General features: G+C 50.1%; 20 protein-coding genes and 1 pseudogene. 9 read left to right on the plus strand and 12 right to left on the minus strand.

Annotation, left to right across the window (positions count from 1 at the left end):
• Positions 1-4 precede the first annotated feature (4 nt).
• Complete coding sequence (cspG, locus tag HV352_RS14220) at positions 5-217, minus strand: cold shock protein CspG (protein ID WP_016152690.1); 213 nt, start codon at positions 215-217, stop codon at positions 5-7.
• Between the two features lie 1350 nt (positions 218-1567).
• On the opposite strand from cspG, the gene HV352_RS14225 reads away from it, so the two are divergent.
• Positions 1568-2659: an FUSC family protein gene (locus HV352_RS14225; RefSeq protein ID WP_181634824.1), complete on the plus strand. Its 1092-nt coding sequence runs from the start codon at positions 1568-1570 to the stop codon at positions 2657-2659.
• A gap of 490 nt (positions 2660-3149) precedes the next feature.
• Here the strand turns inward: HV352_RS14225 and HV352_RS14230 are convergent, their stop codons facing one another.
• On the minus strand, positions 3150-3338 hold the full coding sequence (locus tag HV352_RS14230) for a cold-shock protein (protein ID WP_071600303.1): 189 nt from the start codon (positions 3336-3338) through the stop codon (positions 3150-3152).
• A gap of 429 nt (positions 3339-3767) precedes the next feature.
• Complete coding sequence (locus HV352_RS14235) at positions 3768-3980, minus strand: cold-shock protein (RefSeq protein WP_005127641.1); 213 nt, start codon at positions 3978-3980, stop codon at positions 3768-3770.
• A gap of 553 nt (positions 3981-4533) precedes the next feature.
• On the opposite strand from HV352_RS14235, the gene HV352_RS14240 reads away from it, so the two are divergent.
• Complete coding sequence (locus HV352_RS14240; RefSeq protein ID WP_016152687.1) at positions 4534-4746, plus strand: KTSC domain-containing protein; 213 nt, start codon at positions 4534-4536, stop codon at positions 4744-4746.
• 138 nt (positions 4747-4884) lie between these two features.
• On the opposite strand, the pseudogene HV352_RS14245 reads toward HV352_RS14240, so the two are convergent.
• Positions 4885-4992 (minus strand): annotated as a pseudogene (locus HV352_RS14245) (antitermination protein); the annotation flags it as partial.
• A gap of 238 nt (positions 4993-5230) precedes the next feature.
• Between HV352_RS14245 and potC the strand changes: the two are divergent.
• Together potC and potD are read left to right on the plus strand one after the other, a co-directional pair.
• Entirely contained in the window at positions 5231-6010 is a 780-nt protein-coding gene (gene potC, locus HV352_RS14250; protein WP_003030794.1) for a spermidine/putrescine ABC transporter permease PotC, read from the plus strand.
• A gap of 27 nt (positions 6011-6037) precedes the next feature.
• Complete coding sequence (gene potD, locus HV352_RS14255; protein WP_029139492.1) at positions 6038-7084, plus strand: spermidine/putrescine ABC transporter substrate-binding protein PotD; 1047 nt, start codon at positions 6038-6040, stop codon at positions 7082-7084.
• Between the two features lie 51 nt (positions 7085-7135).
• On the opposite strand, the gene cobB is transcribed toward potD, so the two are convergent.
• The 5 genes from cobB to lolC all read right to left on the minus strand — a co-directional run bounded on the left by cobB (position 7136) and on the right by lolC (position 12163).
• Positions 7136-7957, minus strand: coding sequence for a Sir2 family NAD+-dependent deacetylase (gene cobB / locus HV352_RS14260; protein WP_016152685.1), 822 nt, complete (start codon positions 7955-7957; stop codon positions 7136-7138).
• A gap of 15 nt (positions 7958-7972) precedes the next feature.
• Complete coding sequence (gene nagK, locus HV352_RS14265; RefSeq protein WP_016152684.1) at positions 7973-8884, minus strand: N-acetylglucosamine kinase; 912 nt, start codon at positions 8882-8884, stop codon at positions 7973-7975.
• 141 nt (positions 8885-9025) lie between these two features.
• A complete protein-coding gene (gene lolE, locus HV352_RS14270; RefSeq protein ID WP_016152683.1) occupies positions 9026-10270 on the minus strand; it encodes a lipoprotein-releasing ABC transporter permease subunit LolE in 1245 nt (414 codons plus the stop codon).
• A complete protein-coding gene (lolD, locus tag HV352_RS14275; RefSeq protein ID WP_003832278.1) occupies positions 10270-10971 on the minus strand; it encodes a lipoprotein-releasing ABC transporter ATP-binding protein LolD in 702 nt (233 codons plus the stop codon). Before lolD ends, lolE begins: the two co-directional genes overlap by 1 nt.
• Positions 10964-12163, minus strand: a complete 1200-nt coding sequence (lolC, locus tag HV352_RS14280; RefSeq protein WP_003030806.1) for a lipoprotein-releasing ABC transporter permease subunit LolC — start codon at positions 12161-12163, stop codon at positions 10964-10966. Before lolC ends, lolD begins: the two co-directional genes overlap by 8 nt.
• 261 nt (positions 12164-12424) lie before the next feature.
• Here lolC and HV352_RS14285 point away from each other — a divergent pair, with 261 nt between their 5' ends.
• The 3 genes from HV352_RS14285 to HV352_RS14295 all read left to right on the plus strand — a co-directional run bounded on the left by HV352_RS14285 (position 12425) and on the right by HV352_RS14295 (position 18167).
• Positions 12425-13489, plus strand: a complete 1065-nt coding sequence (locus tag HV352_RS14285; RefSeq protein WP_181634825.1) for an acyltransferase family protein — start codon at positions 12425-12427, stop codon at positions 13487-13489.
• A gap of 117 nt (positions 13490-13606) precedes the next feature.
• Entirely contained in the window at positions 13607-17053 is a 3447-nt protein-coding gene (mfd, locus tag HV352_RS14290; RefSeq protein ID WP_181634826.1) for a transcription-repair coupling factor, read from the plus strand.
• 148 nt (positions 17054-17201) lie between these two features.
• Complete coding sequence (locus tag HV352_RS14295; RefSeq protein WP_016156209.1) at positions 17202-18167, plus strand: L,D-transpeptidase family protein; 966 nt, start codon at positions 17202-17204, stop codon at positions 18165-18167.
• Between the two features lie 84 nt (positions 18168-18251).
• Here HV352_RS14295 and bhsA read toward each other — a convergent pair whose 3' ends face one another.
• On the minus strand, positions 18252-18509 hold the full coding sequence (bhsA, locus tag HV352_RS14300; RefSeq protein WP_029139491.1) for a multiple stress resistance protein BhsA: 258 nt from the start codon (positions 18507-18509) through the stop codon (positions 18252-18254).
• 243 nt (positions 18510-18752) lie between these two features.
• On the opposite strand from bhsA, the gene comR reads away from it, so the two are divergent.
• The gene (gene comR / locus HV352_RS14305) at positions 18753-19388 is read left to right on the plus strand and encodes a TetR family copper-responsive transcriptional repressor ComR (RefSeq protein ID WP_016156207.1); all 636 of its coding nucleotides are present in this window, start codon (positions 18753-18755) and stop codon (positions 19386-19388) included.
• A 254-nt stretch (positions 19389-19642) separates the two neighbouring features.
• The gene (locus HV352_RS14310) at positions 19643-21823 is read left to right on the plus strand and encodes a TonB-dependent siderophore receptor (RefSeq protein WP_019076496.1); all 2181 of its coding nucleotides are present in this window, start codon (positions 19643-19645) and stop codon (positions 21821-21823) included.
• Between the two features lie 57 nt (positions 21824-21880).
• Here the strand turns inward: HV352_RS14310 and HV352_RS14315 are convergent, their stop codons facing one another.
• Together HV352_RS14315 and ndh are read right to left on the minus strand one after the other, a co-directional pair.
• Entirely contained in the window at positions 21881-22420 is a 540-nt protein-coding gene (locus HV352_RS14315) for a glycine zipper 2TM domain-containing protein (RefSeq protein WP_003030814.1), read from the minus strand.
• A gap of 167 nt (positions 22421-22587) precedes the next feature.
• A complete protein-coding gene (ndh, locus tag HV352_RS14320) occupies positions 22588-23892 on the minus strand; it encodes an NADH-quinone dehydrogenase (RefSeq protein WP_016152676.1) in 1305 nt (434 codons plus the stop codon).
• Positions 23893-24034: the final 142 nt, after the last annotated feature.

Here is a 24034-nt window from a genome sequence, read left to right on the forward strand (position 1 = left end):
TACCTTATACAACCACGACATTAACTGCTGAGGGGCCTTTAGGTCCCTGTTCAACACTAAACTCAACTTCCTGATTCTCATTCAGCGTCTTGAAATCATTACTCTGGATAGCAGAAAAGTGTACAAACACATCTTTACTGCCATCTTTAGGGGTGATAAACCCAAAACCTTTTTCAGGATTGAACCATTTAACTAAGCCAGTCATTTTATTAGACATAATTATTACCTTTCTTGAGTAAGCCCTTGGGCAGAATGGTCCGAAAAAATCATCAGAGAGAAAAGCCAGCAAGGAAGTCTCAACAGGAACAAGAAATAAAATTATTACAGCACTTGCTTTAGATAAATTCGTTACAAACCAAGAATTCATTAACGCATGATTAACCAAACATAGCAAGATTTAGTTTTATAGGGAAATCGCACATGATTCTTATCATAAAAATGAATTTAAATAGCTTAAATCGAAAATTATGTCATGCTGCTTAAGACCTTTATCTATCACCCTAAGTTTTCAGGGATTTTGACTCACGGAAGAGTCGTATTTCCTCCATCTCAGCATAATATTTAGGGTCTACCACGAAATTTCCGAGCATGTCAGAGAGGATTACAACGTCAGCTCCGGCTGTTTTGCTTTTGGCAGGAACGGCAAGATTTCCGGTGTGCTTTGCGGCATTCAGGTGGCGGGCAAGATTTGTGGTATCGGTGTGCGGCTGGCAAAGAGTAACAGACAGGATAGAACAAGCCGCATATGGCTGCCTGGGTTATATTTATCAGTAGATTGATCGCGTCTTAATGCCCGGCTGACACTAAGCTCACCATAACAATGCAAGAATCTTATTGTTGGTGCAAACGCACCGTCATAGCACATCACTGAAACAATATGAAACAATATGAAACAATCAAACAATCAATACCCATGCTTTTTTGTTTGTTGTTGACATTTAAATCTGCCATTAATTAGGAACCGAATCTGTGGAGGATATTTATGCTCAAACTTTTCCATTACCATTCTCAATACTGGATATTTCTCGCACTTGCACTTTCTGTTTACGTAGTTGCTTTTCGATAACACATGAATAGGTTGTGTACTGCTTCCATCTAATGTAGCCAGAACTTATATCTCATGAGCTTTGGTCCGGGCCTTAGCTCATCAAAGTGCATATGTTATAAATATAATGATACCGTTGCTGATATAAAGCCGTGCACAGAAACCATCTGACCTGTTTTGCTTAGCCTTATAACAACCTGAAAAAGAAAACGTTTTAAACATGCTAACCAGTATTTTGGAAGTCCACAACTTTTTAATATCTGTCAAAGTCAACATGTTGAATTTAAGTCAGGGGCCACTCAAGATGTGTAGAACCGCTTACCACCATAATGGCAAATCCAAAGATAATGTGGGTATTAAAAATTACTTCTTCTTTCGCTACTGCATTAGCAATTGATTAACAATAACCTATATCAGGCATCGCCCTCCTTTTTTATAAGTTAAAAAAGTAAGACGAGTTTATTTTTTCAGTGTATATCTGAACATTCTTTATAATTCTGTCTATGTTAAAGATTTTAACCAATGAAAAACAATATTTTTTCCATTGAACGGAATAAACCGATAAGTCCTTTAGAACTTAAGATTTACCGCAACTATCGCGTAGTTCATGGGATCCGTATTGCTTTAGCATTTGTTATAACTTTCTTACTGATAAGAATGTTGAATTTACCAGACCACTCCTGGCCCCTGATTACACTGGTTGTGGTCATGGGACCAATTAGTTACATGGGCAATGTGATACCCAGGGCACTTGAACGTATGGCGGGAACTGTAGGGGGTGCGATTTTGGGGATCATCGCATTACACATTGAAATGTACTCTCTCACTATGATGATGCTGTGGTGTGGATGCGCAGCTTTCCTTTGTGGTTTTCTGGCCATGAGTAAACGTCCCTATGCCGCATTATTGATTGGTATCACGCTGGCGGTTGTCAGCAGCGCTCCTGCAGGAGACTTACAAACAGCATTGTGGCGAAGCACCAACATTATTATAGGATGCATTCTGGCGATGTTGTTTACCAGCATTTTTCCCCAAAGAGCATTCATTAACTGGCGTATACAACTTGCTGACTTTCTTTCTGATTATCTAAAAATAACAACGGCGGGAGTCTCCCGAAACGTTCTTGCGCCCCCGAGAATGGCCAAACTTCAAACGCGAGCGCTGAATAATGTAGTAAAAATGCGCAGCCTTATTACACCAGTAAATAAAGAAACAAAGATTGCGAAGAGTCTACTTGAAGATATTCAATCGATAACCCGCGATATGATAGCGGCGCAAAAATTTCAGATAAATGCCCACTGGGCATCCCGTGGCAGTCGATTTCTCATATTGAATACTCACACGCTGTCAGATATGGAAAAAATGACCCGTAGCACCCTCAACACCCTCGCACATGCCTTGCATGAAGGAAACCCAACGCCGATAGCATCAAATAGCGAGCATCTTCTCGAAATTACTAAAGAGTTGCATTGTCTTTTACTCGCCAATGAGGGCGAGGAAATCATTGAAAGCGCCGTTCACGGATATGTCTGGTTGAGCATTCAGCTTGCTATCCAACTTGAAGCACTATCAACCTTAATCACAAAAGCGCTTACAGAACAGATTTTTTCCTGATAAATATCAATATTTCTCTTATCTCATCGGCCTTTTGACCGTGCAAGGCATGACTTTTCCGTTCGAGCAAATCAATGATATTCTCTGTCGTAACCCTTTTGCCATTTTCAAGTAGCTGGATAACTGTTTCACCAATTTCCTGGGCCATAATATGGTTTTGTATGATTCTCAATGCGTTGCCCTTTATATGGTTATTAGTAATACCGTTACACATCAGACATGATGTTAAAAGCAAAACAAAAAATACAATTCTTTGCCCAACTTACTTGTATGTTGCACGGATAACCCTGAAATGACGAAACCCCGTTAGAACGAGGTTTTTATTCATGGTGTAACCATAGAGGATCAAACCCTCGTCTCCTGCAAGTTCAAAAGTCGCCCGCTCAATTCGATGAGATAGTAGCAGACTGACGGCCCTTGTTGGACTTAAACCAGTGCCTGGCAATGATAATGAATCTTGCCGCCTTAACTGGAAGGTCAGAGCCAAATGTTACTTTCGCAACACCTGTTCATTTGATTTACTGGAAGTATATGGCGCATAGTTATCAGGTGTGATCATTGATGATTTACAAAAAATACACTTTGCACCAAAGGGATTTTTCTCAGTCACATCAAAATGGGAAGTTCTGTACTGTGACCCATGACAACAAGGGCACTTAAAATAAATATGGTCGGTCATGATGTTAGCCTTTATTTGCTACAACACTCACTACCGCAGTGATATCCAAAAGATCTATTTAACTATTAATTTTTCTTGGTTTTCAGTATCAGGTTACAACTCACTATTAAAAGCAATAAAAAAATAAATATTTCTTATCAGTTCACATGAGGAATCTAAAATAATATAATTTTCTTTATATTATAGCACCAGCGATTTTTGGGATGTTGTTAGCTTTTACGAATGCACTTAAGCGTGCAAGAAAAACTACAGAGGTAAAACAACAAATGACATTCATAAAATAATCATTTCAACTGTTCTACCCAATGATTAGACTCAAACATCTGTTCAGCTTTATGTCGACAGATGTTGAGTTTCTGAAAAACTAATATATCTACTCAGGCATTCACCGTCTTCGCTATCGTATATTAGTTTACATCAGGAAAAATATCAGGCAGCTACAACGTTTTCAGCTGACGGCCCTTTTGCACCAGCAGTAATGCTGAACTCAACTTTTTGGCCTTCATTCAGCGTTTTAAAGCCACCACTCTGAATAGCAGAGAAGTGTACAAACACATCTTTACTACCATTGTCAGGGGTAATAAAACCAAAACCTTTAGACTCGTTAAACCATTTTACTAAACCAGTCATTTTATTAGACACAGGTAATTCCTTAAATTCTATGTAGCCTTACGGCGAAAAGGGCTTCGCACACAATCTAATTAGTAACGATAAGAAGGCTCAAAAGAAAGGATTATCTGTGGATAACGCTTGAGATGAGAACTGCTTTACTAAACCGCTTTAATGGGTCTGTGTACCTAACCAACCCCTCATTAATCACACACCCCACAAACAATAGCAAGTTATTTTTTCATTTAATTTTTCGCAAAATCTTAGAAATGGAAACTGAGACAGCATAATCAAAGAGTTCTGTTCACCCGCAATAACATACAGCCGGTCGTCCCCTGGATAACGAAAAATAAAATAGAATATATTTATCAGCAACTTAAAGGAAACCCCGTTTCAATCCGTAAAAATCCAGCAACGAATTTTCGTGCTATTTTTCGCAGCTGAGGAAATTAATAGCAACAAAGAAAATCATTTCTTCCAACCAGTAAATTCTGAAACAGCCATAACATTTACAAAACTATGCTCCTTTTGTTTCATATCAGTGTATTATCAGAGAAGGAAAATTAAAAAAATTGAAGGAGAAAAAATGCAACGACAGGCAATGATTTCATCAAAAATAAAATTTATTGGTTACTACCCATTAGAAAAGATACTGGAGATTGGTTTCGTAAATTCTTCAACTTTCCAGTATGTGGGCGTTCCTGAAAGCATCTATAACTCTTTTCTCACGGTGCAATCTAAAGGCCGTTTCTTTGACGGTGTCATTAAAGGTAAATTCTTGTGTCGTAAAACAGGGTGATTCAAGAAATTTACGCTGTAGATAGCGTAAAACGCCGTTCTGGTGTTTTCTGTTTTTGTTACCACCGGGCCAGGAAATTGATATCCCAAAAACCACTATTCCCGTCAATTTCGTTACCCTTCGTTAAGCATGCTCCCTGCAGCGTTCACAGGTTTCAAACACTGGGACGCCATGCTCTTTCGTGGCTTTGCAGTCAAGTACCTCCCCTTTACCACCACAGCGGTAGCTTGCGCTAATTGTTCCCTGAACCGATTGCTATACCGCCACTCGCAGTCAGCAATGAGTAAAGCTGGTCATTTAAATGGCCTTTTTTTCCCGATCATCCTAAAAATTGTTGTAAAATTCGCGGCCTTAGTGATAGCTGCTTCTTTTTGGCTATCTGTTTTGGCGGGAAGTTTTGGAGAGATTTTGGAGAAGAGAAAAAGTTGATTATTTTCAATACTCTGAAAACATCGCGCCTTCTGAACAAGAAGGTGAAACGCGAATGATCGGTCGGCTGCTCAGAGGCGGTTTTATGACCGCCATCTACGCGTATCTGTATATTCCAATCATTATTTTGATTGTGAACTCCTTTAACAGCTCGCGCTTTGGCATCAACTGGCAGGGTTTTACCACCAAATGGTACGGCCTGCTGATGAACAACGACAGCCTGCTACAGGCAGCGCAACACTCGCTGACGATGGCGGTGCTATCCGCCACGTTTGCCACGCTGATCGGCTCACTCACAGCGGTTGCACTGTACCGCTACCGTTTTCGCGGTAAACCGTTTGTCAGCGGCATGCTGTTCGTGGTGATGATGTCGCCGGATATCGTAATGGCGATTTCTTTGCTGGTGCTGTTTATGCTGATCGGCATTCAACTGGGTTTCTGGTCACTGCTGTTCTCGCATATCACTTTTTGTCTACCTTTTGTGGTGGTGACGGTTTACTCACGTCTGAAAGGTTTTGATGTACGAATGCTTGAAGCCGCCAAAGATCTCGGCGCCAGTGAAGTGACTATTCTGCGCAAGATTATACTGCCTCTGGCAATGCCTGCAGTGGCTGCCGGCTGGTTGCTGAGCTTTACGTTGTCGATGGATGATGTCGTCGTGTCGTCCTTCGTTACCGGGCCTGGTTATGAAATTTTGCCGTTAAAAATCTACTCAATGGTAAAAGTCGGCGTATCACCAGAGGTGAACGCGCTGGCGACCATTTTGTTGGTTCTGTCGCTGGTTATGGTGATTGCCAGCCAGCTTATTGCACGTGATAAAACCAAGGGCCGCTAAGGCCCTTAATTCAGGGGACGTTAAATGATGAAAAAATGGTCACGCCACCTGCTCGCGGCGGGTGCTCTGGCACTGGGCATGAGCGCCGCTCACGCTAATGACAACAACACGCTCTATTTCTATAACTGGACCGAGTATGTCCCGCCTGGACTGCTGGAGCAGTTCACCAAAGAGACTGGCATTAAGGTTATCTATTCGACCTACGAGTCGAACGAAACCATGTACGCCAAGCTCAAAACCTATAAAGACGGCGCATACGATCTGGTGGTTCCGTCCACCTATTACGTCGATAAAATGCGCAAAGAAGGCATGATCCAGAAGATCGACAAGTCGACGTTGACCAACTTCCACAACCTCGATCCGGAAATGCTCAACAAGCCATTCGACCCCAACAATGACTACTCTATCCCGTATATCTGGGGTGCGACGGCCATTGGCATCAATAGCGATGCCATCGACCCGAAAACAGTAACCAGCTGGGCCGATCTGTGGAAACCGGAGTACAAAGGTAGCCTGCTGTTAACGGATGATGCGCGAGAAGTGTTCCAGATGGCGCTGCGCAAGCTGGGATACTCCGGCAATACCACCGATCCTAAAGAGATTGAAGCCGCCTATAACGAATTGAAGAAGCTGATGCCTAACGTTGCGGCATTTAACTCTGACAACCCGGCCAACCCGTATATGGAAGGCGAAGTCAATCTGGGGATGGTGTGGAACGGCTCCGCGTATGTTGCGCGTCAGGCAGGTACACCGCTGGAAGTGGTATGGCCGAAAGAAGGTGGGATTTTCTGGATGGACAGCCTGTCTATTCCAGCGAACGCAAAAAATAAAGAAGGTGCGCTGAAGCTGATTAACTTCCTGCTACGCCCGGACGTGGCGAAAGAAGTCGCGGAAACCATCGGTTATCCGACGCCAAACCTGGCAGCACGTAAGCTGTTAAGCCCTGAAGTCGCGAACGATAAAACCCTCTACCCTGATGCAGAAACCATCAACAAAGGGGAATGGCAGAATGATGTCGGTTCCGCCAGCGCTATCTATGAAGAGTATTATCAGAAGCTGAAAGCAGGACGTTAATTCAGCGTTGTAAGGAATGCCCGATGGCGCTGCGCGTATCGGGCATAAAAATCACAGTCCTTTCAATAATTTCTCAACAAACTCGGGCACCACCTGGCTTGCCGGACCGTAATACTTCTCTTCAAACTCGCTTCCTACCTGGCTCGGTTCGAGATTTAGCTCTACCGTATGCGCCCCATGTAGTCGAGCTTCATGCACAAACCCCGCTGCCGGGTATACATGGCCCGATGTACCAATCGCAATGAACACATCGGCCATTGCCAGTGCCATATAAATTTCATCCATGCCCAGCGGCATTTCACCAAACCACACCACGTGCGGGCGCAGTGGCGCCGGAAACTGGCAACAATGGCATTTATCTTCCGCAGTCACATCGCCAGTCCACTCCAGAATCTGCCCGCTTTGAGAACAGCGAACCTTGAGCAGTTCGCCGTGCATATGGATTACGTTCTGGCTGCCCGCACGTTCATGCAGGTTATCAATATTCTGCGTCACCAGTAAAAAACGGTCGCCCAGCTCGGCTTCGAGTTTTGCCAGCGCGATATGCGCCGCGTTAGGCTGGATTTCTGATTGTTGCAACTGATGACGACGGGCGTTATAAAACGACTGGACCAGTTGCGGATTACGACTAAATCCTTCCGGAGTCGCAACGTCCTCTACCCGATGTTCTTCCCAGAGACCATCCGCCGCGCGAAAGGTTCGAATTCCTGACTCAGCGGAGATTCCCGCTCCCGTCAGTACCAGCACTCTTGGTTTTTCCATCAATTCAGGCACCACTCTGTCTCTGAAAAAGATTCGTTGACGCAGGCGATCGCGCATATGGCGTTTATTTTTACGAAAGCGGCTTAACCGATGACCCCGGCGCGACAGCATAACAACCTCTTTGTATTAATCGGTAAGATGTAGGAAAGCGGCTCCGCGCATCCCGCCCGCATCACCGTGCCGCGCCTGCTCAATACGCGGCACCCGGGCAACCGGCAGCAGATGACGTGGCAGTCGGTCCGCCAGTTGCGTCGTAATAGCGGTAAAATTCGACAAGCCTCCGCCAATCACCACCAAATCAGGATCGACGATAGTCAGGATATTCCCAAGGCACACCGCCAGCAAATCCAGATAGCGTTCAACATGGGCACGTGCTTGTTCATCACCCTGCTCCCACAGCGCGATAATTTCACGGGCATCCAGCGATTGATGGTAGTAATGCTGATACAACCACGCAAATCCACCGCCGGAAAGATAGCTTTCGATGCATCCCAGTTGACCGCACCCGCAGCGGCGCAATGGGAAATCAAAGCCCATCAACGTCAGCGCATCGACTGGCAAACGGATATGACCAAACTCGCCGGTGATATAGCTGCGCCCGGTGATGGATTTCCCGTTAAGCACCAGACCGCCGCCAACACCGGTACCGAGGATCAACCCCATCACGAGCGGATATTGGGTGAACTCGTCATCCCAGGCTTCGGAGAGGGCAAAACAGTTAGCATCGTTATCCAGACGCACATCGCGGTCAAGGCGAGCGCTGAGATCGGCGCGGAGCGGCTTACCACTGGCAGCAGGAACGTTGGCCGCATACAGCGTGCCGTCTTCCGTTTCTGGCATACCAGGAATGCCGATGCCTACCGAACCTTTAACGCCGAACCGCTGGTCCGCTTCCGTCACCAGATTGCAGACCGCATCAAGGAAAGCGTCATAGCTGTCGCGAGGCGTAGGGACGCGTGTTTCCCATTGCAAACGACGTTGCTTATCAAACACGCCCAGCGCAATTTTGGTCCCGCCGATGTCAAATCCGTAATACATCACCGCTCCTTGATACACGTCATCCTTCAAGATGCCTTGGGGTCGGCTGCGCCCTCACCCTCCAGTCACATCGTTATCTATGCTCGTGGAGATTTCGGTTTGCCGCCTTACCGCCGCATGAATGCTTTCGTGTATATATTGTTATTGGCCGCTAAGTACTCTCGCAGGATCAATATTGCTGGCGCGACGCGCCGGATACCAACTTGCCAAAAGACTCAGCACGAGTGCTGTCACCAGCACGTAAATCACATCCAGCCAGTGTAATTCCGATGGCAGGAAGTCAATGAAATAGATATCGCCGGACAGGAACTGATGGCCGATAAGCGCCTCAATCCCGTTAATGATCGGCGTCAGTTGCAGCGAGACAACCACCCCAATGACGACGCCTATCAGGCTACCGAACAGCCCCGCCAGCAGGCCGTACCAGACAAAAATGGCACGGATAAGGCCATCTTTAGCCCCCAGGGTTCTTAATACCGCAATATCGCCGCTTTTGTCTTTTACCGCCATCACTAACGTGGAAACGATATTAAAACAGGCCACGCCAATCACCAGCACCATCGCCAGATACATAATGGCGCGGATCATCTGGATATCGCGATACATATAACCATAAGTACCGATCCAGCTCTTAATGTACACATAGTTATTGGTGACTTCACCCGCGTCTCGCACCAGCTTATTGGCGTTAAACACGTCGTTCACTTTCAGCGCGATCCCGGAAACGCTGGATCCCATATCCAGGTATTGCTGCGCATCTTCCATTGGGATCATGGCAAAGCTGTGATCGAGCTGACCGCTCAGTTGCAGGATCCCCGTGACGTGCAAACGCACGCGTTTAGGCTGCTGTAACTTATGATCCGCACTGGCGTTAGGGATCATAATCGATACCCAGTCGCCCTGCTTCACCTTCAGCGCATCGGCAATTCCCTTACCAATAATGATTTGTTGCTCACCCGCTTTGAAATTATCCCATGCGTGGTTTTGCACAAACGAGGGTAGCGCGCTTAAACGCTGCTCCTGCTGCGGATCAACGCCCTTCACCTGCACTGCGCGTAGGTTCGCCCCACTCTCCACCAGCCCGGTAAAGTTAATATAAGGCGCCGCAGCGGCAATGCCTGGTACCTTCTGTACCTTGTCGAGCGCTTCCTGCCAGTTGTTCCACGGCTGATTCACGGCTTCAATCTCACCGTGCGGCACCACGGCCAGAATACGGTTGTTAAGCTCACGCTCAAATCCGTTCATGGCGCTTAAGCCGACGATCAACACCGCGACGCCCAACGCAATGCCAACGGTGGAAATCACGGAAATCAGCGAGACCATGCCGCCGCGCCGCCGACCACGGCTAAAACGCAAACCAATCAATAACGATAAAGGCGAAGCCATTACTCAGCTCCCATCAGGCTCAGTTCAGCCGTCAGGCGACCATCGCGCATTTCAAGCTGGCGGCTCATGCGCTTCGCCAGTTGCAGATCGTGTGTCACCACCAAAAATGCCGTGCCCTGAGAGCGGTTCAGCTCACCCAGAAGCTCGAAAATGCTGTCCGCGTTACGCGCATCAAGGTTACCCGTTGGCTCATCCGCCAGTACCAGGCGCGGGTTATTCACCAGCGCACGAGCAATGGCCACGCGCTGGCGTTCACCGCCTGAAAGTTCAGACGGGCGATGGCTGGCACGATGGTCCAGCCCTACTGCTTTCAGCATATCCCGTGCGCGCTCGGTGATTTCAGCCGGTTTTTTCTTGCCGATCAGCAACGGCATCGCCACGTTTTCCAGCGCGGTAAAGTCCGGCAGCAGATGGTGGAACTGATAAATGAAGCCCAGCTTCTGATTACGCAGTTCCGCTTTCGCCGCCGACGAGAGTTTGCTCATCGGCTGACCGCTAAAAATGACATCGCCGGAAGTTGGCGTATCCAGACCGCCTAACAGATGCAGCAACGTACTCTTACCGGAACCGGAGCTGCCGACAATCGCCATCATCTCACCTTCACCGACGCAAAAACTGACATCGTGCAGTACATCGGTCTGGACTGTGCCTTCCTGATAGCGTTTGCACAGGTTGTCGCATTGCAACAGGATCTTATTCATAACGTAAAGCCTCAGCGGGTTGAGTGGCGGCAGCGCGCCAGGAAGGATAAAGCGTAGACAGCAGCGCGATGGCCATCGCCACCAGCGCAATGACGATAACCTGCAGCGGCTCAATGGCGACCGGCAGCGCAGCCCCATCCAGAAGCACACCGATAATTGGCATCAGGTTGTTCAGTTGACTGGCGAGTAATGCGCCCAGCACCGCGCCCAGCAGCGCGCCGATAATCCCGGCACTGGCCCCCTGAACCATAAACACCATCATTATCTGCCGCGGCGTCAGCCCCTGCGTTTGTAGAATCGCCACTTCCCCTTGCTTCTCCATTACCATCAGACCCAGCGAGGTAATAATATTAAATGCCGCCACCGCCACGATCAGGCTAAGCAGCAGCCCCATCATGTTTTTCTCCATACGCACGGCCTGGAACAATTCCCCTTTGCGCTCGCGCCAGTCCTGCCATTTGGTACCTTGCGGCAGCGTTTGCTGGCTCAGCGTATCAACCTTTAACGGTTCGTTGAGCCACAGACGCCAGCCGGTAATATTGCCCACCGGGTAACGCATCAAACGTGACGCATCCTGGATGTTGGTCAGCATCTGGTAGCCGTCGACTTCGCTGTTGGCGGCGAAGGTGCCAATTACCGTAAACAGACGCTGGCTCGGCAGACGCCCCATCGGGGTAAACTGGCTGGCTGAGGGCACCATCACGCGAATTTGATCGCCACGATTAACACCCAGTTGCCCGGCAAGCTGCTCTCCGAGGATGACATTATACTTACCCGGCTGCAGATCTGTTTGCTTCACATTGACCAGATATGGCGTTAATGGATCTTTTTGCGCCGGGTCGATACCCAGCATCACGCCGACTGCCACGCTACGCGCACTTTGCAGTACCACATCCCCCGTGGTTATCGGTGCAACGCGGTTGACGCCGTTCAACACCACCGCTTTTTCCGGTAGCTGTTGCGGGTTTAGAGAACCCTGTTCAGACGAGAGGACGGCCTGAGGCATCAGGCCAAGAATATTGTTTTGCAGCTCGCGCTCGAAACCGTTCATCACCGACAACACCGTAACCAGCGCCATTACCCCGAGAGTAATGCCAATGGTGGAGAGCCAGGAAACGAAGCGACCGAAGCGATCTGCTGCACGCCCACGCATATAACGCAGGCCGATGAATAGAGCGACAGGTTGGTACATGAAATCCGTCTGGTTGCTGTTAGCAAAGTCACGAGTATATAAGCGAAAGCGGAATGGGTAAATGACTGAACCGTAAGTGTTCGTCAGCACTATTCTTAAAAGTATAAATAAATCAAACCGCTAAAGTTGTCCCTCTCCCCTGCAACCCCGATCCCTGACCTTTATCCTAAAAAAACAAAATGCAGACAGTTACGCATTACAGCTCACAGCGGGTTGCGCAGGATGGCAGGCTATTGCAATCAATATGGATGCGCCGTCTCAATGAATAAAAAAGAACTATGGATTAATCAAATCAAGGGGTTATGCATTTGCCTGGTGGTGATTTACCACTCGGTGATCACATTTTACCCGCACCTCACCACTTTTCAGCATCCACTGTCAGAGGTGTTGAGCAAATGCTGGATTTACCTCAATTTGTACCTGGCACCGTTTCGCATGCCGGTGTTTTTCTTTATTTCGGGGTATCTGATCCGTCGCTACATCGATAACGTCCCGTGGACAACCTGCGTGGATAAACGGATCTGGAGTATCGCCTGGGTGCTGGTGCTTTGGGGAGTGGTGCAATGGCTGGCGTTGGTGGCGCTCAATAACTGGCTCGCCCCGCAGCGCGATCTGACCCATGCCGCCAACGCCGCTTATGCGGATTCGATTGCGGATTTTACCCACGGGATGCTGACCGCCAGCACCAGCCTGTGGTATCTGTACGCGCTGATTGTCTATTTTGTTCTGTGTAAAATTTTCAGCCGTTGGGCGATGCCGTTGTTAGCATTATTTGTGGCGCTGAGCGTGGCGATCAATTTTTTCCCGACCCCGTGGTGGGGAATGAACAGCGTGATTCGCAATTTGCCCTGGTATAGCCTCGGCGCATGGTTTGGCGCAACGCTGATGGCGTGGATCAAGGAGGTGCCCCTGCGCCGCCATGCGGTCATTGTTCTGGGTTGCACAATCGTCGCCGTCGTCGCGTGGCTGGCAAATGTCTCGCTATTGCTTTCTCTCCTTTCCATTGTGCTGATCATGAAGCTGTTTTATCAGTTCGAGCTCCACTTTGGCATGCGCGCGTCCAGTCCGTTAAGCGTGATTGGCGCCAATACCATTGCCATCTACACCACACACCGTATTCTGGTTGAGCTGTTCAGCTTAACGCTTATCCCCAAAATCAATCATGCCGCCTGGCCTGCATACGCGGAGCTGGCCCTGCTACTGGTGTATCCGTTCGCCTGTCTGCTGCTGTGCACCCTGTTTGGCCTGCTGGTGCGTAAGATTTCACAAAAAACCGTGGCCGATCTGCTCTTTTCCCCACCCTCTTTATCGCCCGCCTCTCGCTAACCCCTTCGCGCTTTTGCCCCCATTCGGGGGCGAATCAATTTGCTTATGAGAAACGATCACGGATAATAAAGAACATTGCTTATCAGATGTATATCTAAACGAGATCCTGACAACCGAATGCCTGAACAACATCGTTACACGCTCCCAACGGGCGCTTCCGATCAGCGCCAGTTGGGTGAGCTTACAGGTGCCGCCTGCGCAACGCTGGTCGCCGAAATCGCCGAACGTCACGCGGGTCCAGTGGTGCTGATCGCGCCGGACATGCAAAATGCTTTGCGTCTGCATGATGAAATTCGTCAGTTTACTGACCAGATGGTGATGAACCTGCCCGACTGGGAAACGCTTCCCTATGACAGCTTTTCTCCCCATCAGGAGATTATCTCCTCACGGCTCTCCACGCTGTATCAACTGCCCTCCATGCAGCGCGGCGTACTGATCGTTCCGGTAAATACGCTGATGCAGCGTGTCTGTCCGCACAGCTATCTGCACGGTCATGCGCTGGTCATGAAAAAAGGCCAGCGGCTTTCGCGCGACGCCCTGCGCGAACAGCTGGACAGTGCTGGCTATCGCCATGTTGATCAGGTCATGGAACACGGCGAATACGCCACGCGTGGCGCATTGTTAGATCTGTTCCCGATGGGCAGCGAATTGCCTTATCGTCTGGATTTCTTTGATGACGAAATCGACAGCCTGCGTCTGTTTGATACTGACACTCAGCGCACGCTGGAAGAAGTCGATGCCATTAATTTGCTGCCCGCACACGAATTCCCGACTGACAAAACGGCCATCGAGCTGTTCCGTAGTCAGTGGCGCGATACGTTTGAGGTGAAACGCGACGCCGAGCATATTTATCAACAGGTCAGCAAAGGCACGTTACCTACGGGGATTGAATACTGGCAGCCGCTGTTTTTCAGCGAGCCGCTGCCGCCGCTGTTCAGCTACTTCCCCGCCAATACGTTGTTGGTAAATACCGGCGATATCGAGACCAGCGCAGCACGCTTCCAGGCCGATACCCTGTCACGCTTTGAGAATCGCGGCGTTGATCCGATGCGCCCGCTTCTGCCACCGGAATCGCTGTGGCTGCGGGTTGATGAGCTGTTTTCTGAACTTAAACGCTGGCCGCGTGTTCAGCTGAAAACCGAGAGTCTGCCGAAGAAAGCGGCGAATACCAACCTCGGGTTCCAGAAGCTGCCAGATATCGCCGTTCAGGCACAGCAAAAAGCACCGTTAGATGCATTACGTAAATTCCTTGAAGGCTTTACCGGTCCGGTAATTTTCTCGGTGGAAAGTGAAGGACGCCGGGAAGCACTAGGCGAACTGCTCGCCCGCATCAAAGTCGCGCCGAAGCGGATATTGCGACTCGACGAAGCCGTAGACAACGGTCGTTATCTGATGATTGGCTCAGCCGAGCACGGCTTCATCGATAGCAAACGCAATCTGGCGCTGATTTGTGAAAGCGATCTGCTCGGTGAACGTGTGGCGCGTCGCCGCCAGGATTCTCGTCGCACCATCAACCCGGACACGTTAATTCGTAACCTCGCGGAGCTGCATCCCGGTCAGCCAGTGGTGCATCTGGAGCACGGCGTGGGTCGCTATGCCGGTATGACCACGCTGGAAGCGGGCGGCATCACCGGTGAATACCTGATGCTCACCTATGCCAACGACGCCAAACTGTATGTGCCGGTGTCGTCGCTGCATCTGATAAGCCGCTACGCCGGCGGCGCGGAAGAGAATGCGCCGCTGCATAAACTGGGCGGTGATGCCTGGTCACGCGCCCGACAGAAAGCCGCTGAGAAAGTCCGCGATGTCGCGGCTGAGCTGCTGGATATTTATGCCCAGCGCGCAGCGAAAGAAGGCTTTGCCTTTAAGCATGACCGTGAACAGTATCAGCTGTTTTGCGACAGCTTCCCATTTGAAACCACGCCGGACCAGGCGCAGGCGATCAACGCGGTACTCAGCGATATGTGTCAACCGCTGGCCATGGACCGCCTGGTGTGTGGCGATGTCGGCTTTGGTAAAACCGAAGTCGCGATGCGTGCCGCCTTCCTCGCCGTAGAGAATCACAAGCAGGTTGCCGTGTTGGTACCGACCACCCTGCTCGCTCAGCAGCACTTCGACAACTTCCGCGACCGCTTTGCCAACTGGCCGGTACGCATTGAGATGCTGTCCCGTTTCCGTAGCGCCAAAGAGCAAGCGCAGATTCTGGAGCAGGTTGCCGAAGGTAAAATCGATATTCTCATCGGCACTCACAAACTGCTGCAAGCGGATGTGAAGCTAAAAGATCTGGGGCTGCTGATTGTCGATGAAGAGCACCGTTTCGGCGTTCGCCACAAAGAACGTATCAAGGCAATGCGCGCGGATGTGGATATTCTGACTCTGACGGCAACGCCAATTCCGCGCACGCTCAACATGGCGATGAGCGGCATGCGCGATCTGTCGATCATCGCCACACCGCCCGCTCGTCGTCTGGCGGTCAAAACCTTTGTGCGCGAATATGACAACCTGGTGGTACGCGAGGCTATCCTGCGTGAAGTTATGCGCGGGGGACAAGTTTATTATCTCTTTAACGACGTCGAAAATATCCAGAAAACCGCTGACAGATTAGCGGAACTGGTGCCGGAAGCGCGCATTGGTATCGGCCACGGGCAAATGCGCGAGCGCGAGCTGGAACGCGTGATGAACGATTTCCACCACCAGCGTTTTAACGTGCTGGTGTGTACCACCATTATCGAAACCGGGATCGACATTCCCACTGCCAACACCATCATCATTGAACGAGCTGACCACTTCGGTTTAGCGCAATTGCATCAGCTACGGGGTCGTGTGGGACGCTCACACCATCAGGCATACGCCTGGCTGCTAACGCCGCATCCAAAAGCGATGACCACCGACGCACAAAAACGCCTGGAAGCCATCGCCTCACTGGAAGATTTAGGTGCAGGTTTTGCGCTGGCGACCCACGACCTCGAAATTCGCGGCGCAGGGGAACTGCTGGGCGAAGATCAAAGTGGCTCCATGGAAAGCATCGGTTTCTCACTGTATATGGAGCTGCTGGAAAACGCTGTCGATGCGCTCAAAGAAGGGCGTGAACCGTCGCTGGAAGATCTCACCAGCCAGCAAACCGAAGTCGAACTGCGCATGCCATCGCTTCTGCCGGATAACTATATCCCGGATGTCAACACGCGACTGTCGTTCTACAAGCGCATTGCCAGTGCGAAAGGCGAAACCGAGCTGGAAGAAATTAAGGTCGAGCTGATAGACCGTTTTGGCCTGCTGCCCGACCCGGCCCGGACGTTGCTGGATATTGCCCGTTTACGCCAGCAGGCGCAGAAACTGGGGATCAGAAAGCTCGAAGGCAATGAAAAAGGCGGTACTATTGAGTTTGCCGAGAAAAACCATGTTAACCCAGTCTGGCTAATTGGTTTACTGCAAAAACAACCGCAGCACTTCCGTCTGGATGGTCCAACACGCCTGAAATTCATGCAGGAATTGGGCGAGCGTAAAGCACGGATCGACTGGGTTCGCCAGTTTATGCGCCAGCTTGAAGAGAACGCCATAGCCTAGCGTCAAGCCAGGTGAGCCCTCCGCTCACCCGGCCTGATGAATTTACAAACTCTTTGCACTTCCCTGCACTTCCCGACACTGCAAACCGCCATAATTCTTGTTTACTTTTACATAATAAAAACCACGTAAAAACAATGGATTTATGGTGATGTTAAACAATAAACGACTCTCTCGCTGGTTAGCATTTTTTACGCTTGCCGCGACCTTCGCGTTAGCACTTCCGGCCCAGGCAAATACCTGGCCGCTGCCGCCACCGGGAAGCCGCGTGGTGGGTCAGAATGCCGTTCATGTTGTCGAAGACAATGGCGGTTCTCTGGAAGCGATTGCGAAAAAATACAATGTCGGCTTTCTGGCGCTGCTACAGGCCAACCCCGGCGTTGACCCTTACGTACCACGTCCGGGCAGCGTGCTGACTATTCCGTTACAAACTCTGCTGCCGGACGCGCCGCGCGAAGGCATTGTTATCAACCTCGCCGAACTGCGTCTTTATTATTACCAGCCAGGGACAAATTCGGTGACCGTGTATCCTATTGGTATTGGCCAGTTAGGCGGTGACACGCTGACGCCCACAATGGTAACCACCATCTCTGATAAACGTGCCAACCCGACCTGGACGCCTACGGCAAATATCCGCGCGCGATACAAAGCGAACGGGATCGACCTTCCTGCCGTGGTGCCTGCCGGGCCGGATAACCCGATGGGCCATCATGCCATTCGCTTAGCGGCATACGGCGGTGTGTACCTGCTGCACGGAACTAATGCTGACTTTGGCATCGGAATGCGCGTCAGTTCCGGCTGTATTCGTCTACGCGACGGTGATATCGAAACCCTGTTCCGTCAGGTGAAGCCAGGAACCAAGGTCAATATTATCAATACGCCAATCAAAGCATCTGTTGAACCTAACGGCGTGCGCCTGGTTGAAGTGCACCAGCCGTTGTCCGAAAAAATCAATGACGACCCGCAATTGCTGCCGATCGTGCTGAACGCATCCATGCAGACGTTTAAGAATGCGGCGCAAACGGACTCTGCCGTCATGGAACATGCGATGGAGATTCGCTCAGGCATGCCGGTCGATGTCACCCGTCATCACGACGTTGCTCAACAACCGCTGTAAACTCAGCGCATAAAAAACCCCCGCTGGATTTTATTCCGCGGGGGTTTTTATTTAACTCGCAGTGGCATTGCGATGGGTTAAATCTTATTTGTAGATAACTGCAGTCCCGTGGAGGGTGTTAGGACCGGTAACAGAAGTAATACGGAAAGACTTCGCCCCCATCTCATCCGCTTTCTGCGCCAGTTGATCTTCCAGAGAACCTAAGTTAGTCCCCGCATTCGCAGAAATAGTACCGACTTTCTGTTGGCCCGCAGGTGTGGCCTGAACTTCAACGGCAGCAAAGCTTGCAAATGAGAGTGAGCTAAGAACAGCAGCAACAAACAGAGTTTTTACGTTTTTCATGATAGTGACCTTTAGCAGATGAATGTGTGTCGCAAATATTAACTTAACGATCGATAGGTAAATCATAGATGTGATCCAGGTCACACGTCAACATTTTTTTATAATGATCGTTATATAAAATACAAAGACCTTATTTTTCATATCAATAGCGTTAAATTATTTTTATCGCTAATCCGCTGGAGTGTGCAGTCGAATATTTTTATAATGGTTATTCAATAAACCCAACAAAGGTACATCGGCGCCATGACAACTGAAATGACAGGTTGTGCTAAAAAAAGCCGTGGCCGACCAAAAGTGTTCGACAGGGAAGCCGCGCTTGATAAGGCCATGACACTCTTCTGGCAGCACGGGTATGAAGCGACATCGCTCGCCGATCTCGTAGAAGCAACCGGCGCAAAAGCGCCCACGCTGTATGCGGAGTTCACCAATAAAGAGGGGTTGTTTCGTGCCGTACTGGACCGCTACATCACCCGCTTCGCGGCGAAACATGAAGCCCAGTTATTTTGTGAAGAAAAAAGTCTTGAGTGCGCGCTGGAAGACTATTTCACCGCAATAGCGACCTGCTTTACCAGTAAAGACACCCCGGCGGGATGTTTCATGATTAACACATCCGCGACACTGGCGGCCTCCTCCCGGGATATTGCGCACACGGTGAAATCCCGCCATGCCATGCAGGAACAGACGCTTACCCAGTTCCTTCACCAGCGCCAGCAACGAGGCGAAATTCCGGCCCATTGCGATGTACAAAAACTGGCCGAATACCTGAACTGTATTTTACAGGGTATGTCGATCAGCGCCCGTGAAGGCGCAACGTTTGAAAAACTGATGCAGATCGCACACACGACTCTGCGACTGTGGCCTGAACTTATCAAAGTTTAACCCTTTCCCGCTATTTCCCCGCAGTACTGACACCACCGGGAGCTGATCAAGCCCCCGGTTAGATTCCCGCGGATTACCCCTACATTATTCAGTGTTTTCATCATCTTATCCGATCATTTTTTGTAAAATGTATTGATAACAACAATTATTATCAGCAATATTCGCATTTGTTTTAACGCCTGTTTCACAATGTAACTATCGGTTTCTCTACCGCCATAACAAAAACAGATCGACTCTTTTTAAAAGGAATACAAATGCATAAGCGTCTCTGGGTGCTCAATCCTCTCTTGTTGTCTTTAACTCTCCCAGCCATCGCGGCTGAGGAAGATAACCTCATCGTCAGTGCCAACCGTAGTCAACGCACCGTGGCAGAAATGGCGCAAACGACCTGGGTTATTGAAGGAAGTGAGATTGAACAGCAGGTTCAGGGGGGGAAAGAGTTCAAAGATGTTCTTGCTCAGTTAATCCCAGGAATCGATGTCAGCAGCCAGGGGCGCACAAACTACGGCATGAATATGCGCGGTCGTGCCATCGTAGTACTGATAGACGGTGTCCGTCTGAACTCCTCGCGTACTGACAGTCGTCAACTTGATTCTATTGATCCGTTTAACATCGCACACATTGAAGTCATCTCAGGTGCAACCTCACTATATGGCGGCGGCAGTACCGGTGGGTTAATCAACATTGTCACCAAAAAAGGCCAGCCGGAGCGTGAAGTTGAACTCGAACTGGGGAGTAAAAGCGGCTTCAATAACAGTAACGATCATGATGAACGCGTTGCCGCGGCGGTGAGCGGAGGAACCGATCGCGCTTCCGGGCGCATGTCCGTCGCGTATCAACGGTTTGGCGGCTGGTATGACGGCAATCACGATGCCCTGCTGCTGGATAACACCCAAACCGGCCTGCAGCACTCCGATCGTCTGGACGTGATGGGCACCGGAACGATTGAGCTTGACGACAACCGTCAGTTACAACTGGTTACGCAGTATTATAAGAGCCAGGGGGACGATGATTACGGACTGGATCTTGGCGAGAACATGTCCGCCGTGACGGGAAACGGTAAGGCTTATACCAGCAGCGGACTGAATTCCGATCGTATTCCCGGCACTGAGCGTCATCTGATCAGCCTGCAGTATTCAGACGCGGATTTCTTCGGCCAGAACCTGGTCAGCCAAATCTATTACCGTGACGAATCGCTGAAATTCTACCCCTTCCCTACGCTGAGCAAAGGCAAGGTCACCAGTTTCTCCGCATCCCAGCAGGACACAGACCAGTTTGGTGCCAAAATCACCCTCAACAGCCAGCTGATGGATAACTGGGAGCTGACGTGGGGTGTCGATGCCGATCACGAAACCTTCGATTCCAATCAGAAATTCTTCGATCTGGCCTGGTCCCTGCCCTCCGGCGGTATGGACAACCGAACCGCTTATACCACCGGGCGTTACCCCGGTTACAGCATCACCAACTTCGCGCCTTTCCTGCAGAACAGCTATGACATTAACGACATTTTTACCCTCAGCGGCGGTGTGCGCTATCAATGGACCGAAAACAGGGTGGATGATTTCGTTGGCTATGCCCAACAACAGGGAATTGCCACCGGCCTGGCAAACTCCGCCGATACCATTCCTGGCGGTAAAACCGATTACGATAATTTCCTGTTTAACGCCGGTATTCTCGCCCACCTGACCGACCGTCAGCAGACATGGTTTAACTTCTCTCAGGGCGTGGAGCTTCCGGACCCGGGGAAATATTACGGTAACGGCACCTATTCCCTGGTTGGCGATCATTACCAGCTCCAGCGCAGCGTCAACGTGGCGGACTCACGCCTGGAGGGGATTAAAGTTAACTCCTACGAACTGGGATGGCGCTACACTGGCGACAGTCTGCGCACGCAGCTGGCCGCTTACTACTCTACTTCGGATAAATCGATCGTTATCAATCGCAGCGATATGACCATTAACGTCCAGCCCGACGATCGCCGTATTTATGGCCTTGAAGGTGCGGTGGATTATTTCATTGCGGATACGGACTGGAGTCTGGGCGGCAACTTCAACGTCATTAAATCGGAAGTGAAGCAAAACGGTAAGTGGCAGAAATGGGATGTCACCCTGGCTTCCCCGTCCAAAGCCACCGCGTGGGTCGGCTGGGCACCTGAACCGTGGACATTGCGCGTACAGAGCCAGCAAACATTTGATCTGACGGACGCCAGCGGCAATAAGCTGGACGGCTATAACACGATGGACTTTATCGGCAGCTATCAGCTCCCGTTGGGTAAACTGACCTTTAGCGTGGAAAACCTGCTGAATGAAGAATACACCACGCTGTGGGGACAACGTGCGCCACTGCTGTACAGCCCAACCTACGGTAGCCCGTCACTGTATGAATACAAGGGCCGGGGCCGCACGTTTGGTCTGAACTACGCCTTAACCTTCTGATAAAAAAAGCCCCCCAGCCTGAGCGAATGGGGGGCTAATGTTCAGGATAATGCTATTTTACGCTTTGTTATTTAGTACCAACTGTCCGTTGTTATCCAACGGAATTTGCGCGCCGGGGTCCTTATCCATACGGATTTTCCCCTGCTGATCGCCAATTTTGTACGTCACGTCGTAGCCCAGCATTTTTTCAGATTTGTCATACACCGTTTTACAACGCTGCTGCGTAGTAGTGTACGTATCATTTTCTTGCATCGAACCCTGGATCTGGTTACCTGCATAACCGCCGCCTAAAGCACCGGCCACGGTAGCAATATCTTTACCGCGTCCGCCGCCAAACTGATGGCCGATAACGCCACCAGCAACCGCACCCAGCACGGAACCCGCGATACGGTTTTCATCTTGTACCGGCTTACGGTGCGTGACCGTCACATTCCGACACTCCTGGCGCGGTGTTTTTACCGACTCTTTAATCGGTGTTGCAGAGACAACTTGTGCATACTGTGGGCCACGCTCGAAAACGTTAAGACTGGCCACCGCTGCAACACCCAGCGCAGCAGCTACGCCAATCCCTATACCCGCCAACATAGATTTATTCACGGGACTTCCTCCTTTTTTGCTATTAGCAACAACTTTGCAACAGAAGGTAAGGAATGCCAATCAGATTACGGATGAAAATAGCACGAGGAGGAGCGAAGGCAGGATGATTCGGAGAACTCTGAAGGAAGGCGCCGGATAAGTACAAACATCCGACGCCATAAGCCGTATTAATGCAGTTTCAGACGCGGGCGGATCACCCGGTTAATGCTGCCAACCAGCATCATCAGACCGGTTTTAAAGTAACCGTGCAGAGCAATCTGGTGCATGCGGTACAGTGAGATGTACACAAAGCGCGCAATACGCCCTTCTACCATCATCGAACCACGGGTCAAGTTACCCATCAGGCTACCCACGGTAGAGAAGTTAGAAAGTGAAACCAGAGAGCCGTGGTCTTTGTACTGATACGCTTTCAGCGGCTTGCCGTTCATCTGCGCCAAAATGTTGTTCATTGCGCAGCTTGCCATCTGGTGCGCAGCCTGAGCGCGCGGCGGCACAAAACCACCTTCCGGGCGAGCGCAGGAAGCGCAGTCGCCAATCGCGTACACGTCGGGATCGCGCGTGGTCTGCAGAGTCGGCTCAACCACCAGTTGGTTAATACGATTGGTTTCCAGACCGCCAATGTCTTTCATAAAGTCTGGCGCTTTGATCCCCGCAGCCCACACCATCAGATCGGCTTCAATGTACTCGCCATCCTTGGTATGCAGTCCGCCTTCATCAGCGCTGGTTACCATCGTCTGGGTCAGTACGCGTACGCCCAGTTTGGTTAACTCATTATGCGCAGCACTGGAAATACGCGGCGGCAACGCAGGCAGAATACGCTCCCCGGCTTCTACCAGCGTAACGTTCAGCGCTTCGTTGGTCAGCCCTTTGTAACCATAGCTGTGCAGCTGTTTTACCGCATTGTGCAGCTCGGCTGAGAGTTCAACCCCCGTCGCACCGCCGCCGACAATGGCGATATTTACTTTGCCATTAGCGCCCAGATTCGCGGAATACTTCAGGAACAGATTCAGCATCTCCTGGTGGAAACGACGCGCCTGATGCGGGTTATCCAGGAAAATGCAGTTTTCTTTGACGCCCGGCGTATTGAAATCGTTGGAGGTACTACCCAACGCCATCACCAGCGTGTCATACGGGACTTTGCGCTCAGGAACCAGCAGCTCGCCCTTCTCATCGCGCAGCTCGGCAAGAGTAATGGTTTTCGCTTCGCGATCGATATCCACCACCGAACCCAACTGAAACTGGAAACCGTGGTTACGGGCATGCGCCAGATAGCTCAGCGCATCCACGCCTTCGTCCAGGGAACCCGTCGCGACTTCATGCAGTAACGGTTTCCATAAATGGCTGTGGTTTCTGTCCACCAGCGTGATTTTGGCCTTTTTCTTGCGCCCCAGCTTTTTACCCAGCTGCGTCGCCATTTCCAGTCCGCCAGCACCGCCGCCGACAATCACGATTCTTTTTAATGGTGTAGTCAACCTGACCCCCTTAAATTTATTAACCAATTGTTAATTAAAAGTTATAGGCATAGCCTTTAATTAACAACAAGTTACGATAATGAAAATGTTCTTCGAGAGTGAGAATAACACGAACGGTGCATTGGTCATACCAAAATTGATG

This window comes from Citrobacter sp. RHBSTW-01044 (assembly GCF_013781945.1).
GTDB classification, from domain to species: Bacteria; Pseudomonadota; Gammaproteobacteria; order Enterobacterales; family Enterobacteriaceae; genus Citrobacter; species Citrobacter braakii.